This window comes from Neisseria sp. DTU_2020_1000833_1_SI_GRL_NUU_006, from assembly GCA_032388755.1.
Classification (GTDB): domain Bacteria; phylum Pseudomonadota; class Gammaproteobacteria; order Burkholderiales; family Neisseriaceae; genus Neisseria; species Neisseria sicca_C.
The window spans coordinates 80,810-98,470 of sequence record CP135593.1; the positions used below are offsets into that span (position 1 = coordinate 80,810).

Annotated in this window: 16 protein-coding genes and 1 tRNA gene; 6 read left to right on the top strand and 11 right to left on the bottom strand. The window is 53.1% G+C overall.

The features are described from left to right. Nucleotides 1-199 precede the first annotated feature (199 nt). The 7 genes from RSJ68_00385 to RSJ68_00415 all read right to left on the bottom strand — a co-directional run bounded on the left by RSJ68_00385 (nt 200) and on the right by RSJ68_00415 (nt 8,285). On the bottom strand, nt 200-838 hold the full coding sequence (locus RSJ68_00385) for an alpha/beta hydrolase (protein WNU97262.1): 639 nt from the start codon (nt 836-838) through the stop codon (nt 200-202). A gap of 114 nt (nt 839-952) precedes the next feature. Next, entirely contained in the window at nt 953-1,951 is a 999-nt protein-coding gene (locus tag RSJ68_00390) for a TraB/GumN family protein (protein ID WNU97263.1), read from the bottom strand. A gap of 293 nt (nt 1,952-2,244) precedes the next feature. Next, the gene (locus RSJ68_00395) at nt 2,245-3,123 is read right to left on the bottom strand and encodes an NAD(P)-dependent oxidoreductase (protein WNU97264.1); all 879 of its coding nucleotides are present in this window, start codon (nt 3,121-3,123) and stop codon (nt 2,245-2,247) included. 198 nt (nt 3,124-3,321) lie between these two features. Next, nucleotides 3,322-4,443, bottom strand: coding sequence for a spore coat U domain-containing protein (locus RSJ68_00400; GenBank protein WNU97265.1), 1,122 nt, complete (start codon nt 4,441-4,443; stop codon nt 3,322-3,324). Further along, entirely contained in the window at nt 4,434-6,851 is a 2,418-nt protein-coding gene (locus tag RSJ68_00405) for a fimbria/pilus outer membrane usher protein (GenBank protein ID WNU98322.1), read from the bottom strand. The genes RSJ68_00400 and RSJ68_00405 overlap by 10 nt, the downstream gene beginning before the upstream one ends. Nucleotides 6,852-6,888: 37 nt before the next feature. Continuing rightward, nucleotides 6,889-7,614: a molecular chaperone gene (locus tag RSJ68_00410; GenBank protein ID WNU97266.1), complete on the bottom strand. Its 726-nt coding sequence runs from the start codon at nt 7,612-7,614 to the stop codon at nt 6,889-6,891. A gap of 41 nt (nt 7,615-7,655) precedes the next feature. Continuing rightward, complete coding sequence (locus tag RSJ68_00415) at nt 7,656-8,285, bottom strand: spore coat protein U domain-containing protein (GenBank protein ID WNU97267.1); 630 nt, start codon at nt 8,283-8,285, stop codon at nt 7,656-7,658. 432 nt (nt 8,286-8,717) lie between these two features. Between RSJ68_00415 and tmk the strand changes: the two genes are divergently transcribed. Then, a complete protein-coding gene (gene tmk, locus RSJ68_00420; GenBank protein WNU97268.1) occupies nt 8,718-9,344 on the top strand; it encodes a dTMP kinase in 627 nt (208 codons plus the stop codon). 220 nt (nt 9,345-9,564) lie between these two features. Then, the gene (locus tag RSJ68_00425) at nt 9,565-10,845 is read left to right on the top strand and encodes a malic enzyme-like NAD(P)-binding protein (protein WNU97269.1); all 1,281 of its coding nucleotides are present in this window, start codon (nt 9,565-9,567) and stop codon (nt 10,843-10,845) included. 67 nt (nt 10,846-10,912) lie between these two features. On the opposite strand, the gene RSJ68_00430 is transcribed toward RSJ68_00425, so the two are convergent. The 3 genes from RSJ68_00430 to RSJ68_00440 are packed head-to-tail and all read right to left on the bottom strand — an operon-like array spanning nt 10,913 to nt 13,456. Continuing rightward, nucleotides 10,913-11,560 carry an HAD family hydrolase gene (locus tag RSJ68_00430; GenBank protein WNU97270.1) on the bottom strand — a complete coding sequence of 216 codons (648 nt, stop codon included), beginning with the start codon at nt 11,558-11,560 and terminating at the stop codon, nt 10,913-10,915. Between the two features lie 60 nt (nt 11,561-11,620). Then, nucleotides 11,621-12,583: a cation diffusion facilitator family transporter gene (locus RSJ68_00435; GenBank protein WNU97271.1), complete on the bottom strand. Its 963-nt coding sequence runs from the start codon at nt 12,581-12,583 to the stop codon at nt 11,621-11,623. A gap of 45 nt (nt 12,584-12,628) precedes the next feature. Beyond that, nucleotides 12,629-13,456 (bottom strand): ferritin-like domain-containing protein, encoded by an 828-nt coding sequence (locus RSJ68_00440; protein WNU97272.1) that lies wholly within the window; start codon nt 13,454-13,456, stop codon nt 12,629-12,631. A 304-nt stretch (nt 13,457-13,760) separates the two neighbouring features. On the opposite strand from RSJ68_00440, the gene lolA reads away from it, so the two are divergent. Then, complete coding sequence (gene lolA / locus RSJ68_00445) at nt 13,761-14,384, top strand: outer membrane lipoprotein chaperone LolA (protein ID WNU97273.1); 624 nt, start codon at nt 13,761-13,763, stop codon at nt 14,382-14,384. Between the two features lie 211 nt (nt 14,385-14,595). Here lolA and tehB read toward each other — a convergent pair whose 3' ends face one another. Continuing rightward, a complete protein-coding gene (gene tehB, locus RSJ68_00450; GenBank protein WNU97274.1) occupies nt 14,596-15,453 on the bottom strand; it encodes an SAM-dependent methyltransferase TehB in 858 nt (285 codons plus the stop codon). Between the two features lie 132 nt (nt 15,454-15,585). On the opposite strand from tehB, the gene rnhA reads away from it, so the two are divergent. The 3 genes from rnhA to RSJ68_00465 all read left to right on the top strand — a co-directional run bounded on the left by rnhA (nt 15,586) and on the right by RSJ68_00465 (nt 17,654). Next, a complete protein-coding gene (gene rnhA, locus RSJ68_00455; GenBank protein WNU97275.1) occupies nt 15,586-16,035 on the top strand; it encodes a ribonuclease HI in 450 nt (149 codons plus the stop codon). Between the two features lie 57 nt (nt 16,036-16,092). Continuing rightward, nucleotides 16,093-17,445 (top strand): deoxyguanosinetriphosphate triphosphohydrolase, encoded by a 1,353-nt coding sequence (locus RSJ68_00460; GenBank protein ID WNU97276.1) that lies wholly within the window; start codon nt 16,093-16,095, stop codon nt 17,443-17,445. A 132-nt stretch (nt 17,446-17,577) separates the two neighbouring features. Beyond that, nucleotides 17,578-17,654 (top strand) — tRNA-Arg (locus RSJ68_00465). The last annotated feature ends 7 nt before the right edge of the window (nt 17,655-17,661 follow it).

Here is a 17,661-nt window from a genome sequence, read left to right on the forward strand (position 1 = left end):
CCTTTTCTCAATTATCTTTAGATTGTTTGATGGAAAGAACGACTGCTTGCAGGAGACCTATATTTGTGCGGCAGCAGGCAGGGTCCAGGTAAATGGAGAAAAGGCATCAAACCCTGAAAAACGATACCCTGAGTGGAGGGCTGTATATTGGAAACGTCGTCTGAAAATGTTCAGACGACGTTTTTATATGGGAATCTGCTTAACCCAAAACCGACGGCACGAATCGGGTGATGGTATCGCGCAGGACGATGAGTTTGCCGTGGAAGAAATGGGATGAGCCGGCGATGGTGATAACCGGCAAACCTTGCGGTTCCGCCCATGTCCAAGCCTTGCTGATTTCAACGACTTCGTCCTCCGCGCCATGAATCATCAGGGTTTTCGATACATCGGGGACGGAGGCAGGCTCGGGGCGGTCGGTGTAGTGGTGTACTGCCGCGCCGATGAGCAGCAGTAAATCCGGCTCGCGCTCTTGGGCGGCGAAGGTGGCGACATAGCCGCCGAAGGAGAAGCCCGACAATGCGAACTTTTCGGCTTCGGGATGTTGCGCGCGGGCGTAGTCGATGACGGCGATGCAATCTTGCGTTTCGCCGCGTCCATAGTCGTGAACACCTTCGCTGTTACCCACGCCGCGCAGGTTGGGCAGGTAACAGTGAAAACCGAGCTGAGATAAGGCTTTGGCGGCGGTTTGAATGACTTTGTTGGTGTTCGTGCCGCCTTGCAGCGGGTTGGGATGGTTGATGACTGCCACGCCGCGTGCAGGTGTTTGCACGGCTGGAAGATAGATGGTTTCGAGCAGCCCTGCGGGGCCTGCGATTTGGATGATGTCGGGTTTTTGCATGGGAGGTTTCCTTGGGGGGTGGTGTTTGGGTATGGGCATATGTTGTTGCCCGCAAGAGGTCGTCTGAAAACTGGGAGTTCGGGTTTCAGACGACCTTTTGTTGTGTGGTTTGTGTTACCACATCAATATTTTGGGCATGGGCGTTACTTCGTAACCGTCTTTGCGCAGCAATTCGATCAAGCCTTGTTCGGACATCAGGTGCATGATGCCGACGGCGAACAGCGTGCTTTTTTCGGCGGATTGGGCTTTGATTTCAGGCAGCCATTTCAAATTGCGGCCGACTAGTATGTCTTTCTCAAGCCAGTTCAACATAAAAGGGGCAAGTTCAGGGTATTTTTTCAGGGTGTCCCTGTCGTATTTTTGCTGGATGTCGGCGAAGCCTTCAAAGTTGCCTACTTCGTAAAGGTGGTACATTTCATTAATTTGTTCTGAAAAGGCTTTTTTGTCGTCTGAGATTTTCAAGACGCGGATGGGGGTGTCTTCAGGCAGGTTTGAAAAAAATGCCGCCATTTCGGGCATGGTTTCGAGGAAGCGGCGAGCTTTGCCTGTTTTTTGGGCTGACTTGGAAAGCAACATATCGACTCCGGTCATCGAGCTGTATTCGGCAGGATAAACGCTTTGGACAAATAGAAATGCTGCCCAAGGTTTCATACCGTCGGCGGCTTCCGCCAAGGGAGCGGTTTCGGGATTTTGACGGAAGGCTTCTTGCAGGGCTTGGAAAGCTTTATCGCCGAGCTTGGTTTTTAGGGATTTGGTGTCGGCGGCTTGGTTGAAAAACTGTTGGTATTGTTGTTGCGTTTCCGGATTTTCTTCCGGTAATACGTCGGTTTCCGTGGTCAGTTGTTCGACGGAGGCAAGCAGGTTTTCGGCTTCTTTCGATAGGACGGCTTCTTTTTTGCCGATGTGGATGGTGCCGACAAGGTAAGAGTCGGGCTGTCCTGCCTTACTGATTTTCCAAACGTTGCTGGACAGTTGCGGTACCGACCAGTCGATAGACGGAGCGGAGGCGGTTTTGATTTTTTCATCGGAAGCAGTATGTTCTGCCTCGGGTTGGCAGGCGGTCAGGGTAAGGAGGGTAAAGCCTGCGGCAAGGAGGGAAAGGAATGGGCGCATGAAATTTCCTCTGAAAGATGCGGGCAACGGGATGATGTGCAATGTATAGTGGATTAACTTTAAACCAGTACGGCGTTGCCTCGCCTTAGCTCAAAGAGAACGATTCTCTAAGGTGCTGAAGCACCAAGTGAATCGGTTCCGTACTATCTGTACTGTCTGCGGCTTCGTTGCCTTGTCCTGATTTTTGTTAATCCACTATATTTGAATGGTTGCAATACGCCAAGCCGACAAGCAAGGTCGTCTGAAAAGGGATATGGGTTTCAGACGACCTTTATCTGCCGGATTCGGCCACTCTATTTCTGATGTTCCGCCAGTTTCAGGTAAACGCCGGCAACGTCTTGTTCGCCGTAACCTGCTGCGACGGCTTGACGGTAGCTCTCGGCAACGGTTTCAACGGCGGGCAGCGAATTGCCTGCCTGTTTCAATTCGTTGACGGCGAGATTGAGGTCTTTGGAGGCGTGTTTGAGGGCGAAGGCGGGCGGGAATTTACGGTTTGCCCACAGGGATTTTTTGGTTTGGAACATGGGCGAATCCATGGCAGAACCGCCGACGGCTTCGATGATGGTGTCGGTATCGATGTCGAATTGCCGCGCCATCAGCATGGCTTCGCTGTATGCCTCGCCGAAAATGCCCAAGAGCGAATTGAGCACGAGTTTCGCGCCGGAGCCTTTGCCGACGTTGCCGAAATGGAAGGTTTTTTTGCCGAGGATGCCGAATACTTTTTGCAGCGGATTTAAAACATCCTCTTCGCCGCCGAAGAGAATCAGCAGCGTGCCGTTGGTGGCGGGGACAACCGAGCCGGAGACGGGGGCTTCGGCGAACTGTCCGCCCGCCGCCTCGACGATGGCTTTGACGGCGAGGTTTTCTGACGGGGCGATGGTGCTCATGTTGACGACGATTTTGCCGTCAAGCTCTTTGCGGGTGTCTTTATCGAGGATATCGAGGACGGCGGCGTAGTCGGAAACCATCAGGAAAATAACGGGATACGCGCGGATAAGTTCGGCGCGGCTGGGGTAAACTTTTGCGCCTTTGGTTTGCAGGTCGGCGGTTTTATCGGGCGAGCGGTTGTAAACGCCGACTTCGATGCCCGCATCGAGCAGGCGCGTTACCATCGGGTTGCCCATCTGCCCCAGGCCGATCCAGCCGATTTGAGTGTATTCATTGTTTGACATGGTGTTTGCTCCTTTGTTGGTTTGATTTGCCATCATATCGGTTTGGCGGTCGTCTGAAAAGTTTTGAAGGTTTTCAGACGACCTTTTTAGCGGAGTCCAAATGAGAACATCCGCCGTTATTCCTTTGTAAACAGGAATAGCGGCGGATTGGTGTTTTCTATAACCATGCTGTTTTTTCTTTTCAGACGACCCTTCGGATCAGTATCGGATATCGACGGTTACCTTATCCTTATACTCACCCGGGGTGTAGTCGGTGTTTTGGACTTCTGCCGAGATGGTGTGTGTCTGGCTGCTGCCGTCGCCGGTAAATCTTTGCGCGCTGCCTGTGCCCGAAGATTGGTTGCCCCAGAAGTCGGAACTGTTACCTTTTTTGAGGCGGTAGGGGACTTTGTCGGCGTTGGCGGGATTGGTGGATTTCATCTCGCCCCTGCCTTCCTGATTGCCGTTGGAAGGAATCAGACCGACGGTGTAGGGCGTACCGTTGGTACAGCGGACGGTGAGGTTGCCCGACTGTTTCAGGTTGGTGCTGCCGGCGGTGTGTGTGCCGAAGTCGATGTCGTCGGCGGAGATGAATTCGCAAACGGGGCTGGCATGTGCCTGTACCGTAAAAGGGAAACTGTCGTTGGATGAGTAATATGTACCGCAGTTGGCGGGATGCTTACTCCAAAAAGTCGAATTCCAATTCAGCGAGGCCGATACATCATTGAAGATAGCTTCATACGGGCTGCCATCAGCGTAAGGTGAGGCGGTTTCCTGATGGTTGAGGAGTTTGGCGGTGAGGGTAATTTGACCTGAAAAGGTACCCTTGGGACCAATAATCAGCTTATCAGTCATATAGGGTGTGGCGTTGCTGTTGGGCGCGTTGCTGCCCCAGACGGTGCCGTCGGGTTTGTAGAGCTGGAATTGTAAGGTATTGGTAGGACGTTTGGGGTGGGTAAGCAGCCTCGGATTGTTTTGTGAAGGGGAACGATTGCCGCCATTGATATTGAAACACAGACGGGTATGAGAGGTACTTGTCAAAAAACTTTGACATGAGTAGCTGATGGTGGCTTTGGCTTCAGGAATCTGTCCTTCGAGCAGGTTAATACCTTGTGCGGGGCTACCGAATGACAAGATATTGCCGCTGACCCCAGAAATACTGCTGACGGAGGCGGTACATGATATGTAGTTGCCGACTTCTCCATTGTGCGCCCATGTTTGGACAGGGGCAAACATCAGCCATAAGGCTGCGGGCAATATGGTTTTGTAGAGCAGTCGCGAAGTTTGAATGAAACCTGCAGGGTTTGTTTTCAGACGACCTCTCTTTATATTTATCTGCATATGATGTCTCCCAGTTCCGGGATGGAATCCGGATTGTGTGTTTCAGGGTAGTCCGCTTCGAAGGTGCAAGTGCCACCGTTTTCGGGGAGGATGACGGTGAAGCGGTTTCTACCTTCTTTCATGTTTTCAATATATGTTTTGCCATCAAAGCCGGTTACGGCTGCCGGTGTGCCGTCTTCGGCAGTAATGCTGCCGCCGCTCGGGAGTAATTGGTTTTGTGCGTCTTTCAGCGTCATGGTGGCGGCGCGGGTACGCTGGATTTTGAATTCGACGCGCATGCCCGAGCGTTCGGGCGGAGCGATTTCGGCGACAGTGTGTTCAAGCTGGACGTCCAGCGGCAATTCGGCGATATCGACGCTGACAGTGTTTTTTTGGTAGGCGGAGAGGCTGGGGATCAGTGCCAGTCCCTTGCGGTTGGTTTTGCCTACGGGCATGCCGCCTGCGCGGATGGGGACGTCCGCCATATCGCCGGTGCTGACGACGGCAAAACTGTCGTTGACTTGGCGGGTGGCGAAGAGGCTGCCGCCCATGAGGACGAGACCGCCCCTCCAGCCTGCGTTCCAGTTGCTGTTGCCGCTTTGGCTGTAAACGTTTGCCCAGCCGTCGCCGTAGGTGTTTTGATGGCGTATGTTGCCGTTGAAGGTATTGCTGCGGCTGCCGTTTGCGTTGTCGTTTTGCTGCCAGCCTATGCCCCAGCTGGTGCTGCCCATGCCGCTGCTGGTTTTGTTCAGGGTTGCCTGATAACTGTTGTTGTGTTTGTTTCTGCTGATGCCTGCGGAGGTCGAATAGCCGTTGTCGAGGCTGACGGAGATGCCTGCGTGGAAACTCAGTTCGCGCCTGTTGCGGAAGTTTTTATTGGCGCCGGCGTAGAGCGAGGTACGGTTTTTGAAGCTGCGGCTCCAGCCGAACGAGCCTACGCCGTCGGCGGGGCTGCCTTCTGTGTGGGAATGGACGTAGGAAAGGCTGAATGAGCCGAGTTTGTCGCTGCTCCAGCCTGCGGATGCGGAGGCGGATGTGGCGGGATGGCGGGTGGCTTTGAAAAAGTCTGCGCTGTATGCGGTATCGCCCAGTTCGGCAAATTGCCCGTTGGTACGACTTGCGCCCGCGCTGAAGGAGAGCCTGTCCCATTGGGTGCTGAAAAACGCGCTGCCGCGCCGTCCTGTTTTGCCCGCAAAGCGGCTTTCGGCATAATTAAGATTGAGTTGTCCGAGCGAACCCAATACGGTGTCGGCGGCAATGCCCGCCTGACGGTAGCCGCGCGCAGCCTCACCATGGATTTGGGCGGTCAGGGTATTGCTGACGCCGTAACGCAGCGTGCCGGAGGCGGCGGGGTCGGATTGGTATTTGGCGGAACGGATGCCGTAATCGCGGCGGACGTAGCCTGCTTCAAACGACCATTCGTTCAAGCCTTTTGCCAAAAGTCCGCTGCCGCCGTAAAGCGGCATATCGACGACGACGGTGCGCCCCAGTACGTCGGTGGCGACGACTTGGGCGTTGCTGCGGCCGCTGATGGACGGCGGCAGGATGAGTTCGTATTCGCCCGCTTCGATGTCGCGGCTCATTTGTTTGACGCCGTCGAGGTAGAGGTCGACCGTGCCGGGCAGGGTGCTTTTACCGAGGTAGGAGCGCAGTGGGGCGGTTTGTTTCCATGGGCGGGTGTTGTAAGTGCGGGAGATTTTGATACCGCCGATGCGTGTGCCGCCCCATGAGCCGATTTGTCCGGTCAGGGTGTCGCCGACGGTCAGCGATATGCCTTGTTCGGGCCAGACGGTGCGCCAGTAGGTATCCAGGCGGGCGGTGTTGCCGCGGGAGCCGCTTTCTTTGTTGCGGCTACGGTTGGCAAATTGGGTGTGGTTCAGATAGCCCCAAGGCGTACTCAGGCGCATTTCGCCGAAAACGCCCTGCGTGCCGTTGCCGGAGCGGTTGCGCGAGATATTGGCGTCATAGTTCAGAACGGCGGCAAAGCCGGGTTTGGCGATGGCGTAGCGGTTTTCCTGCAATGCGCCGATTCGGGCGGTTTTCAGGTCGGGCTGCCATTCGAGGGGGGCGGTGAGGTCAAGGGTTTGCGCGGCGGCATCGTATTTCGCCTGCAAGCCGGGGATGGCGGAGAGTTCGAACCATACGCCCGCGCCGGGTGTGGATGCGCTGTCCTGAATTTCAGGCACAACGCCGTTTTTGCCTGCTTCGGCAGCTTCTGCGTCGGGCAGGGTAATGCCGTAGGCGCGCAGGGATTCGGGGCGCGCATACAGCACGCCGTTGCGCGACATGAAGGGTTCGATACCGTCGCGTATGCTGCCGTTGACTTTGACCTGCGGGTAAACAGTCAGCCATGCCTGCTCGTAGGCAGCAGGTGCTGCCTGCGTCAGGACGTCTTGAGCAGGAGAGGGCAGGGCGTAGAAACACAGCATCAGCGCGGCACTCAGCCGGGTGAGCCGTGTCCTTAAGTCATGGGACGGCAAACCGTACCTCCGTTTGGATCGGCATACCGTTTACCGTGGCATTCAGACGACCTGGATTCAGGGAAGCGGGGGAAACTTCCAATTCGCGTTTCCAAGTGTTGCCCGGCAGGACGTAGCCCGCCAGACCGCTTGCCAGCATCAATGCGTCTTTGGCGGAGGTCGTCTGAAAAGTGATATTGCTCAGTTGCGCATGGGCATTGCCTGTATTTTCGGCAACCAAAACCGTTTTGCCGTTCGCGGCTTTTTCCGCACGCCATTGCAGCTTCGGTTCGGTATTGTTTTGAACGTTGACAAACAGCGGTAGCGAGTAGCGCATTACCAACTGAATGCCTTTTTGCGGTTTCAAATCAGGAGCGGGCAGCTCGTCCACAATCAAGCGGTAGGCTTCTTCAGCCTGTTTGTCGGACGGTTTGACACGCATCACGCGGAATTGTTGTTGCGCACCTGCTTCCAGCTTGATCATGGGCGGGCTGGCAATGACGGTATCGGTAGGTTCGAGTATCTCTCCGCCGTTTTCGTCCTGCGACCAGCGGAATACGCGTACCTGCGCCGTCAACGGCTCTGTACCCTTATTTCCCAAAGTAAAAATGCCCGCCCGCTGTTTGGCGGGCAGGGACAAAGATGTCGGACTGACTTGCAAGCCGGCGGCATGGCTCTGTAAAACCGCTGCCGCCGTCAGCATACCGACAAGTGTGCTGATTGCTTTTTGCATGAGTATTTTTTAGTTGTTTTATTTTGAGGGAGTAAACCGGATTAGTAGGTCAGGGTTACTTTTACGCGGTCTTGGTAGGTGTCAGGGGTTTTGTCAGAGAGTTCATTTTGTGGAACTTTGGCAAAAACAGGCAGCATGATGGGAGTGCTCAAACCTTTGCCAGTCAGAGTCAGCGCGTTGCTGCCTTTACCCCATTTGTTGGCTGAAATGGTGTTGCTAATCGTTTCATCTCCTGAATCGCTGACAGTCGGTTTGTAGAGTTGATAAGCGATTTTATCTTGGTTGGTGCCCTTCAACCCGCTCATCGAACCAGTGCCTTCTGCATTGGTATTGCTCGGTTCTAAGGCTACTTGGAACACAGTGTTTTTGCTGCAATTAACTTGGATATTGTTTGTTGCTTGGCCAACGTTGCCTTGAGACAACTCTTCGCTGCTGCTTTTTGCAATGTGAGTACCGAAATTAATGTCTGCACCGGCAGTAGCGTCGTCTTCGGCTGAAATTGCGCTTGATTTGCCGCTTTCAACGGTAAAGACTTCGCAAGAACCTGTCAGTTTCAATTTGACATTGAAATAAGCATCTGTGTTGCTAGGAACAACAGCAGCCATTGCAGCATTGCCCATCATCATGAGAGAAGCCAGAGCCAGAGAAGTTAAAGTAAAACGGGTTTTCATCGGAATTTATCCTTATAGGTGAGTTTAGATGTGTATTAACACAGTCTCCGTAATATTTTCTGTGTAATGCTTATACAGTAGGCTTTTGTGCCCGAACGGTATATATGACATTATTATGATTTGTGATTATTGTTTCAACTGTTATTGTTTTATATTTTATAAGTTCCTGTGTTTTTTGTAAATTTTTGTATTATTTTTTGTTGTTTTTTTGCAAAGTGAAAGGCTTGGTCGGTTGATTAAAAAGATAAAAGGTCGTCTGAAGGCAGTATTCAAGGTTTGCGGGGTTTTCAAATCACATTGATTTGAAAACCTGGAAATGTCGGAATTGTATGCGGGAAATGCCGCATTGAAAGGCAAGGTCGTCTGAAAGCATTTATAATCCCGCTTTCAGACGACCTTTTGAACATCCGTTCTCTAAATAAACTTGACCTTATGAAACCCAAATTCATCACTCTGGACGGCATAGACGGCGCGGGCAAATCGACCAATCTTGCCGTTATCCGCCAATGGTTCGAATCCCATAATCTTCCCGTATTGTTCACCCGTGAGCCGGGCGGTACGCCTGTTGGCGAGGCTTTGCGCGGAATTTTGCTGAATCCTGCGACAAAAGCAGGGCTGCGCGCGGAGACGTTAATGATGTTTGCCGCGCGGCAGCAGCATCTTGAAGACGTTATCCTGCCTGCTTTGGCGGACGGCGTTCATGTTGTTTCCGATCGTTTTACCGATGCAACTTTCGCGTATCAGGGCGGCGGTCGCGGCGTTCCTCTGCAAGATATTGAAATGTTGGAAAATTGGGTGCAGGGCGGGTTTGGTCCTGATTTGACGTTGCTGTTGGACGTGCCGCTGGAGGTATCGATGGCGCGTATCGGACAGACGCGTGAGAAAGACCGTTTTGAGCAGGAACAGGCGGATTTTTTCACCCGCGTGCGTGCTGTTTATCTCGAACGCGCCGCCGCGCATCCCGAGCGCTATGCGATTATCGATAGCAACCGGAGTTTGGAAGAGGTAAGGACTGATATTGAATATGCGCTGGCGCGCAGTTTCGGCATGGATATTTAAAAACGAATGAAGGTCGTCTGAAAGTATTATGTTTTGCCTCAAAATTAGCTGTTTCAGATAGAAAATAGCGGTATGCGCCGTATTGGGAACATGATAAAATTACAGCCCGTTACAAAATAGGTTCATTTATGAATAAATGGTTTTGTAACGCCAATCGTCCCGAAACGACCGTTTCAGACGACCTCAACTCAAAATCTCTCTCTCGCAACAGGATCGAAAAATGGAAAACTCATTGAAAGAAGCCGCACTGAAATTTCACGAATTCCCCGTGCCGGGCAAAGTCTCCGTTACCCCCACTAAATCGCTGGACACTTCCAAAGACTTGGCTTTGGCGTACTCGCCGGGCGTAGCGGCTCCTTGTATGGAAATCCATGCCGATCCGCAAAATGCGTACAAATACACCGCCAAAGGCAACTTGGTTGCTGTAATTTCCAACGGTACCGCCGTTTTGGGCTTGGGCGACATCGGCGCATTGGCAGGCAAACCTGTGATGGAAGGCAAGGGCGTATTGTTCAAAAAATTCGCCGGCGTAGATGTGTTCGACATCGAAATCGATGAAAAAGACCCGCAAAAACTGGTGGACATCATCGCCGCATTGGAGCCGACTTTCGGCGGTATCAACCTCGAAGATATCAAAGCGCCTGAGTGCTTCTACGTTGAACGCGAATTGCGCAAACGCTGCAAAATCCCCGTATTCCACGATGACCAGCACGGTACCGCCATCATCACCGCCGCCGCCGTATTGAATGCCCTGCGTTTTACCGGCCGTAAAATTGAGGAAGCGACTTTGGTTTGCTCCGGCGCGGGTGCGGCTGCGATTGCCTGCTTGAACCAACTGCTCGACTTGGGTCTGAAACGCGAAAACGTTACCGTTTGCGACTCCAAAGGCGTGATTTACAAAACCCGCGAAGACAAAGACCGTATGGACGAGTCCAAACAGTTCTACGCCATTGAAGACAACGGTCAACGCGTGCTTGCCGATGCCGTAAAAGGCAAAGACATCTTCTTGGGTCTCTCTGGCGCGAACCTGCTGACGCCTGAAATGTTGAACACTATGAACGACAAGCCTATCGTGTTCGCCATGGCAAACCCGAATCCCGAAATCCTGCCTCCGCTGGCGAAAGAAACCCGTCCGGACGTGGTCATCGGTACCGGCCGTTCCGACTTCCCGAATCAAGTGAACAACGTATTGTGCTTCCCGTTCATCTTCCGCGGCGCGTTGGATGTCGGCGCGACGACCATCAACGAAGAAATGAAACGTGCCTGCGTCTATGCTTTGGCGGATTTGGCGAAAGAAGAAGTAACCGAAGAAGTGGTTGCCGCATACGGTAAGAAATTTGAATTCGGTGCGGAATACCTGATTCCGACCCCGTTCGACTCCCGCCTGCTGCCGCGCGTTGCTTCGGCTGCCGCCAAAGCTGCAATGGAAAGCGGCGTGGCAACCCGTCCGATTGCAGACTTGGAAGCCTATGCTGCCAAACTGAGCGAATGGAAACTGTAATCCGGTTTTAAGTTGAATGTGATGTAGAAAAGGTCGTCTGAAAACTTTCAGACGACCTTTTTTCGTTTTACAGAATCTTTAGCAATGCCGAAGGCGCTGCGATGCGGTGGTCGAACGGCCAAGTTTCGGTTTGGTCTTCGGCGGCGATATAGCCCCAGTCGGCAAGTATGGTTTTCATGCCTGCGTTGCGTCCGGCCTGCATGTCGCGTTCGGCGTCGCCGACGTAAACCGTGTGTTGCGGGTCGGCATGGATTTGTTCGCACGCATACAGCATGGGTTTGACGCTGGGTTTGGATTCGCCGCAGGTGTCGCCGCTGACGACGATGGCGGGCGGGATGACGAAGCCGAGTTTGGGGACAAGTTTGTCGGTGAAGCGCATGGGTTTGTTGGTGATGATGCCCCATTTGATGCCGCGTCTGTCGAGTTCGGCGATGAGTTCGTTCACACCGTCAAAGAGGGCGGTGTCTTGGGCGTAGCGGCTGTCGTATTCGTCGAGGTATTCGGTGCGCCATTGGGCGTAGTCGGGATGGTCGGGGGTGATGCCTGCGCCGAGTTTGAGCAGCCCTGCTGCGCCGTGGCTGGCTTGGGTGCGGATTTCGTCCATGCTTTTTTCGGGCAGTCCGTGGCGGTTAAGCAGGGTGTTGAGTGCGCCGCCGAGGTCTAGGGCGGTGTCGGCGAGCGTGCCGTCGAGGTCGAACAATACGGCTTGTATCATGTGTTTTCCTTTGGTTTTTTGATGGGGTCGTCTGAAAAGGGTTTCAGACGACCTTTGGGTTTAGTGGTGGTGATGGTGCGCGCCGTCGGTTTCGTTGGCACACAAGACGCTGTCGGGATGCGGGTGGTGTTCGCTTTCGATTTGGATGGTGCAGTGTCCGATGTTTTTGTGGGACAACTCGTGTTCGATGCGGTAGGCGATTTGCTCGGATTCGGCCACGGTCATGCTGCCGTCCACGACGATGTGGCAGGATAATACGTTGATATTGCTGGTAATTGTCCAGACGTGTAAGTCGTGGACGGATTTGACGCCGTCGGTATTGCGGATGACGGCGAGCAGGTCGTCGGTGTGGATGTTTTCGGGCGCGCCTTCCATGAGGATGTGCAGCGTTTGTTTGAGCAGACTCCAGCCGCTGCGTCCGACCAGCGCGGCAACGAACACGCTGGCGAGCGGGTCCGCCCATTTCCAGCCGAACGCCATCATGAGCACGGCGGCGGCAATCGCGCCGATTGAGCCGACAAGGTCGCTTAAAACGTGCAAATACGCGCCGCGCATGTTGACGTTGGCTTCGGTGTCGCTGTTTTTCAGCATGTAAACCGCCACGCCGATGTTGACCAGCAGCCCGACGACGCTGATCACGAGCATCCCCAGCGTGGCGATTTCGGGCGGATAAAGCAGGCGTTTGACGGCTTCGTAGAAAATCAGCACGGCGATAACCACCAGCGACAAGCCGTTAAACATGGCGGTGAGGATTTCAAAACGTTTGTAACCGAAGGTCTTTTGCAGCGTGGTTTCTTTTTCGCCGAGTTTGAACGCCCACAACGCCACGCCCAAAGAAAATGCGTCGCTGAACATATGTCCTGCGTCGGAAAGCAGCGCGAGCGAGTGGGTCAGCCAGCCGCCGACCGCCTCCAACAGCATAAAGGCGGCGATGATGATGAACGACACGCGCAATACTTTTTTGTTGGCGGTATGCGTGTGGGCGTGTGCGTGATGATGGTGTTCGTGATGGTGAGTCGACATAACGTTCCTCAACAGAGGTCGTCTGAAAATCCGGATTCGGGGTTTTCAGACGACCTTTTTGCCTTGTTTCAAACCCTGTTCGAAATCTTCCAACATATCCAATTCGAAGCGGCTGAAGCCCGCTTTTTCCCGCGCTTCGATGTTCACATAGCCGCGGAAGATAAACATATCGTAACGGGCAATCAGACTGCGGAACAGGGCCACAGGTTCCAAACCGCGTTCGCGGCAGAGGTGTTGATACCAATGGTTGCCGATAGCGACATGGCCCACTTCGTCGCGGTAAATGATGTCCAACACGCCGCAGGTTTCCGAATCGCCGCGCTGTTCCACCTTCGCGCGTATCCTAGGCGTAACGTCCAGCCCGCGCGCTTCCAATACGCGCGGCACCAACGCCATGCGCAACAGCGGGTCGTAGGCGGTTTTATACGCCATGTCCCACAAATGGTTGTGCGCCTCGAAATCGCCGTAATCGAAGCCGAAAGCGCGCAGCCTTTCGCGCATCAGGCGGAAGTGGTACACCTCTTCCTTCGCCACCCGCACCCAGTCGCGCACAAACTGAAACGGCAGCATGCGGAAGCGGTATGCCGCGTCCAAAGCCAGATTGATGGCGTTGAACTCGATATGCGCAATCGCGTGCAGCATCGCCGCATAGCCTTCGGTCGTGTTCATCTTGCGCGGCGTCAGTTGCGACGGCGCGACCAAAACAGGCTTCGGCGGCCTTCCCGCGTGGCGGAAGTCCAGCGGCGCAGCGTTTGTTTCAGCCCCGTCCATGTTCTGAACGGCGGCAAACGCCTCGTCCGTCAGCCGTCCTTTTTCATCGGGGTCGTCTGAAAGCAGGGCAAGTTCCAGCAAAGCATAGATATCAGGTTTCATTCCAAGTCCGCCGTTTTTCGGAAAACAAACATTATAGCGTTTAAAAAAAACAATATAAAGAATATAATCTTTACAATTTGGCGTTGCGCGTCAAAAACCATTAAATACCACAGTTTGCGCAGTCGGCATACATTAAAGAATTGTGAAACCCGATTGTCTTTTCCGCAGGAAAAAATCCCGCAGCTTCAAAAAATTAGCCCTCGGGAAACACTGTTTGCAAAATGTAAACCGCCCATAAGCGGCTTGCATTGTTATTTTGTAACATCGATACTGGGCGCCACACCCCTTCCAACAAGGAAAAATAATGATGAAACAACACAACCTGTTCAAATTCCTCGCCGCTTCCGCTTTGACCGCGACCATCGGTTTCGCACAGGCAGGCGCAGTGGATGCACTCAAGAAATTCAACAACGACGCCGACGGTATCAGCGGCAGCTTCACCCAAACCGTCCAAGGCAAAAAGAAAACCCAAACCGCACACGGCACTTTCAAAATCCTGCGTCCGGGCCTCTTCAAATGGGAATACACCAAACCCTACAAACAAACCATCGTAGGCGACGGTCAAACCATTTGGCTCTATGACGTTGATTTGGCACAAGTGACCAAGTCCGCCCAAGACCAAACCATCGGCGACAGCCCTGCCGCCATCCTTTCCAACAAAAACGCCCTTGACAGCAGCTACTCCCTCAAAGAAGACGGCTCGTCCAACGGCATCGACTACGTCTTGGCAACACCCAAGAAAAACAACGCCGGCTACCAATACATCCGCATCGGCTTCAAAGGCGACAACCTCGCTGCCATGCAGTTGAAAGACAGCTTCGGCAACCAAACCTCCATTACCTTCGGCGGCTTGAACACCAAGCCCAACCTCTCGCGCGGCGCATTCAAGTTCACCCCGCCCAAAGGCGTGGACGTGTTGAGCAACTGATTGTTTGATTATAAAAGGTCGTCTGAAAGGTTTCAGACGACCTTTTTGTTTTTGGGCTGTTAGTGATGGTGCGTTGGGTGTCAGTTGCCCGCAGTCAACACGATTCAGCTTTTGAAGTGTAACTCGGATGACTGGTGGGCAATATTGGAGACTCTATAAGAAAGCGGATACCAAAAGGTCGTCTGAAAACCTTTCAGACGACCCCGTTCGTTTATGCCTCAGGCTTTTTCGCCAACATGGTAACAAACTTAAACTGTATCGGATTGCCCGCCGCGTCTTTCGCGTGCATGGCGCCGAGTTCTTCCTTGTATTCGACAATCTCCCAGTCGCGGTAGTATTCGCGCAACTCGCCTTCTTTAAATTTAAACGGAAAAGGCATGGGGCAGGGGAAGTCTTCGGTGTCCATCGCCGAAACAATCAGGTTGTAGCCGCCGGGGGTGGTGTGCGCCTGCATATCGGCAATCACTTGCGGCACGAAGCGCGGATGCAGGAACATAAACACAACCGTCGCGACAATATAGTCGAAATGGTCTTGAAGGTTGGCGGCATTCAAATCATATTCCAACGCCCGCACGTCCAAGCCTTCCATACGCGCCAACTCGTTGACGTTTTGAACCGCCTGCGGATTGTTGTCCACGGCGGTTACGTCAAATCCCTTCAAACCTAAAAACAGCGCATTGCGCCCCTGACCGCAGCCCATATCCAAAGCCTTGCCCGCAGGAACGATATTTTCAGCCGCCACTACCGCCGAATGGGTCGCGCTCATGCCGTATTTCTTATTGAAATAATCTTTTGCCGCGCAATAAAGCGAGAGCTTGATTTCCGTGTCGTCCGTCAAAGGCTCGACCGTAAACTGTTGCTGCGGCGCGATCATGTGATCTCCGTCTTCGGCAGTCAGCTCGACAGAAGCATTATCAGCTTCCGTCAATTTCAGACGACCTTGCAATACGTTCAGGCAAACCCATTCCCCTTCGTCAAACGCATGACCCGCCCGCAGCGCGTCGGGAATCTCGTCTGCCTGCCAAACCGGCAGTTCCTGATAGCAAAAAAGCGCCATTTGTCCGTCCATCGTCGGTTCCTTCCAATTTGTTTGCGATAAGGTGCATATTATATGCCTGTTTGGGGCAAAGCCGCTTGGCGGATTCAAACCTTGTGATAAGATGAATGCCTTTATTGTGCAAATTGCAAAACAAACCGATATATGGACGATACCGTTTACCTTTATACAGACGGAGCCTGCAAAGGCAATCCGGGGGCAGGGGGGTGGGGAGTATTGATGCGCTACCGAAATCATGAAAAAGAATTGTGCGGCGGCGAGGCCGAAACCACGAACAACCGAATGGAGCTGACCGCCGTCATAGAAGGGCTGAAAGCGCTCAAACGCCCGTGCCGCGTCGTGATTTGTACTGACTCGCAATACGTCAAAAACGGTATGGAAGGCTGGATACACGGCTGGAAGAAAAACGGCTGGAAAACCGCCGCCAAAAAACCGGTGAAAAACGACGATTTGTGGAAAGAACTCGATGCCTTGTCGCATAAACACAAATTACAGTGGACGTGGGTGAAAGGCCACGCGGGGCATTCCGAAAACGAAAAGGCGGACGCATTGGCGAACCAGGGAGCGGCACGGTTCCTTCAACCCTCGTCCTGAAAGGTCGTCTGAAAACGCCTGAAAAATGTTCAATCAACCGCAAACAGGATTACCCCAATGGCAATGACTTGGTCCCAACTGCTTTCCCCGCAACGCTTCCGCGCGAAAAACGGCGAAATTATCCCTACGGTTACGCCGTCCACACAAGAAGGTATCGATGCACTGCGTACCGATTTCCACATTGATTACGATAGAGTCGTGTTTTCCGGCGCATTCAGGCGGTTGGGCAGGAAAACCCAAGTCCACCCGCTTGCCGAACATGACCTGACGCACAACCGGCTGACACACAGTGTCGAAGTCGCCAGCGTCGGACGCAGTTTGGGTAACCGCGTCGGCGTCATGTTGCAAGCCGGCGGATTCCTGCCCGAAAACAATACTCCGGGCGATATTGGCGCTGTCGTCCAAGTCGCCTGTTTGGCGCATGATTTGGGTAACCCTCCGTTCGGGCATACGGGTGAGGACGCATTGCGCCATTGGTTCAGAAAGGAAACAAATCTCCGCTTTCTGACATCGCTGAGTGAAGCCGAATTGAGCGACGTGCAAACTTACGAAGGTAATGCCCACAGCCTGCGCATTATCGCCAATTTGGAAATGTATCCCGATGCGGGCGGAATGCGTTTGAGTGCAGCATCAATCGGCGCATTGATAAAATATCCGTGGACAAGCCAAGGTCCGCGCGGGCGTTCCAAATTCAATATCTATCAAACCGAGCTGTCGTTTATCCGCCGAGTTGCAGCAGAGTTGGGATTGCTCGAAGCAGGCTGCGACCAATGGGTGCGCCATCCGCTGTCATACCTGATGGAGGCTTCAGACGACATCTGTTACGCATTGCTGGATTTGGAAGATGCGGTGGAGCTTGAGTTGCTGACCGATACTGAAGTCGAAAGCGTCTTGTCTGAGCTGACTTTTGAAGAAAGCACATGGCATGCCCAATCCAGCCGCCAACGTTGCGCCATGCTGCGCGGCATTGCCATAGGCAAAGCCATCGAAGATGCCGCGCAAACCTTCATGAAACACCAATCCGATTTATTAAGCGGCGGATTTAAAGGAAAAGACTTGATTTCCTTGTGCAGCCCGGAAGTCCAAAACACTTTGGAAAAAGCCAAAGAACTCGCACGCACGCGCATCTTTCGCCACCGTACCAAGCTGATGACCGAAATTGCCACTTTCCCGTGCTTAGGGTCGATACTCGATTTGTTTGTCCCTGCTGCCCATGCCTTGCTGGTTGAGCAGAAATTAGATGTCCGCCAATCTTTAATCTTGGATCTTCTGAAAAACCATAATCCCATACTTGAAACGGACAGCCTTTATCAGGCATATATGAAAATTTTAGATTTCGTCGGCGGTATGACAGACAATGCCGCCGCCAAAATGGCTCAGGACTTGTCTGGAACCGGGATTTTAAGGTGATTTAATTTCTTTAATTTTCAAAATGTTAATATTTTATCTGGAAAAATTGAATTTAAAGGCTGGACAATAGGGAAGGGTTTCTATAATATTCGGTCTTCTTGATTCACAGCGCAGAAGCGAAGTGATGAAAATGCACCCGTAGCTCAGTTGGATAGAGTATCTGGCTACGAACCAGAGGGTCGGGCGTTCGAATCGCTCCGGGTGCGCCAAAAAATT

Bases quoted from the DNA above. Each gene is read 5' to 3' on its own strand.
- RSJ68_00385 (WNU97262.1), bottom strand. From the start codon at position 838: ATGCAAAAACCCGACATCATCCAAATCGCAGGCCCCGCAGGGCTGCTC.
- RSJ68_00390 (WNU97263.1), bottom strand. From the start codon at position 1,951: ATGCGCCCATTCCTTTCCCTCCTTGCCGCAGGCTTTACCCTCCTTACC.
- RSJ68_00395 (WNU97264.1), bottom strand. From the start codon at position 3,123: ATGTCAAACAATGAATACACTCAAATCGGCTGGATCGGCCTGGGGCAG.
- RSJ68_00400 (WNU97265.1), bottom strand. From the start codon at position 4,443: ATGCAGATAAATATAAAGAGAGGTCGTCTGAAAACAAACCCTGCAGGT.
- RSJ68_00405 (WNU98322.1), bottom strand. From the start codon at position 6,851: ATGCTGTGTTTCTACGCCCTGCCCTCTCCTGCTCAAGACGTCCTGACG.
- RSJ68_00410 (WNU97266.1), bottom strand. From the start codon at position 7,614: ATGCAAAAAGCAATCAGCACACTTGTCGGTATGCTGACGGCGGCAGCG.
- RSJ68_00415 (WNU97267.1), bottom strand. From the start codon at position 8,285: ATGAAAACCCGTTTTACTTTAACTTCTCTGGCTCTGGCTTCTCTCATG.
- tmk (WNU97268.1), top strand. From the start codon at position 8,718: ATGAAACCCAAATTCATCACTCTGGACGGCATAGACGGCGCGGGCAAA.
- RSJ68_00425 (WNU97269.1), top strand. From the start codon at position 9,565: ATGGAAAACTCATTGAAAGAAGCCGCACTGAAATTTCACGAATTCCCC.
- RSJ68_00430 (WNU97270.1), bottom strand. From the start codon at position 11,560: ATGATACAAGCCGTATTGTTCGACCTCGACGGCACGCTCGCCGACACC.
- RSJ68_00435 (WNU97271.1), bottom strand. From the start codon at position 12,583: ATGTCGACTCACCATCACGAACACCATCATCACGCACACGCCCACACG.
- RSJ68_00440 (WNU97272.1), bottom strand. From the start codon at position 13,456: ATGAAACCTGATATCTATGCTTTGCTGGAACTTGCCCTGCTTTCAGAC.
- lolA (WNU97273.1), top strand. From the start codon at position 13,761: ATGATGAAACAACACAACCTGTTCAAATTCCTCGCCGCTTCCGCTTTG.
- tehB (WNU97274.1), bottom strand. From the start codon at position 15,453: ATGGACGGACAAATGGCGCTTTTTTGCTATCAGGAACTGCCGGTTTGG.
- rnhA (WNU97275.1), top strand. From the start codon at position 15,586: ATGGACGATACCGTTTACCTTTATACAGACGGAGCCTGCAAAGGCAAT.
- RSJ68_00460 (WNU97276.1), top strand. From the start codon at position 16,093: ATGGCAATGACTTGGTCCCAACTGCTTTCCCCGCAACGCTTCCGCGCG.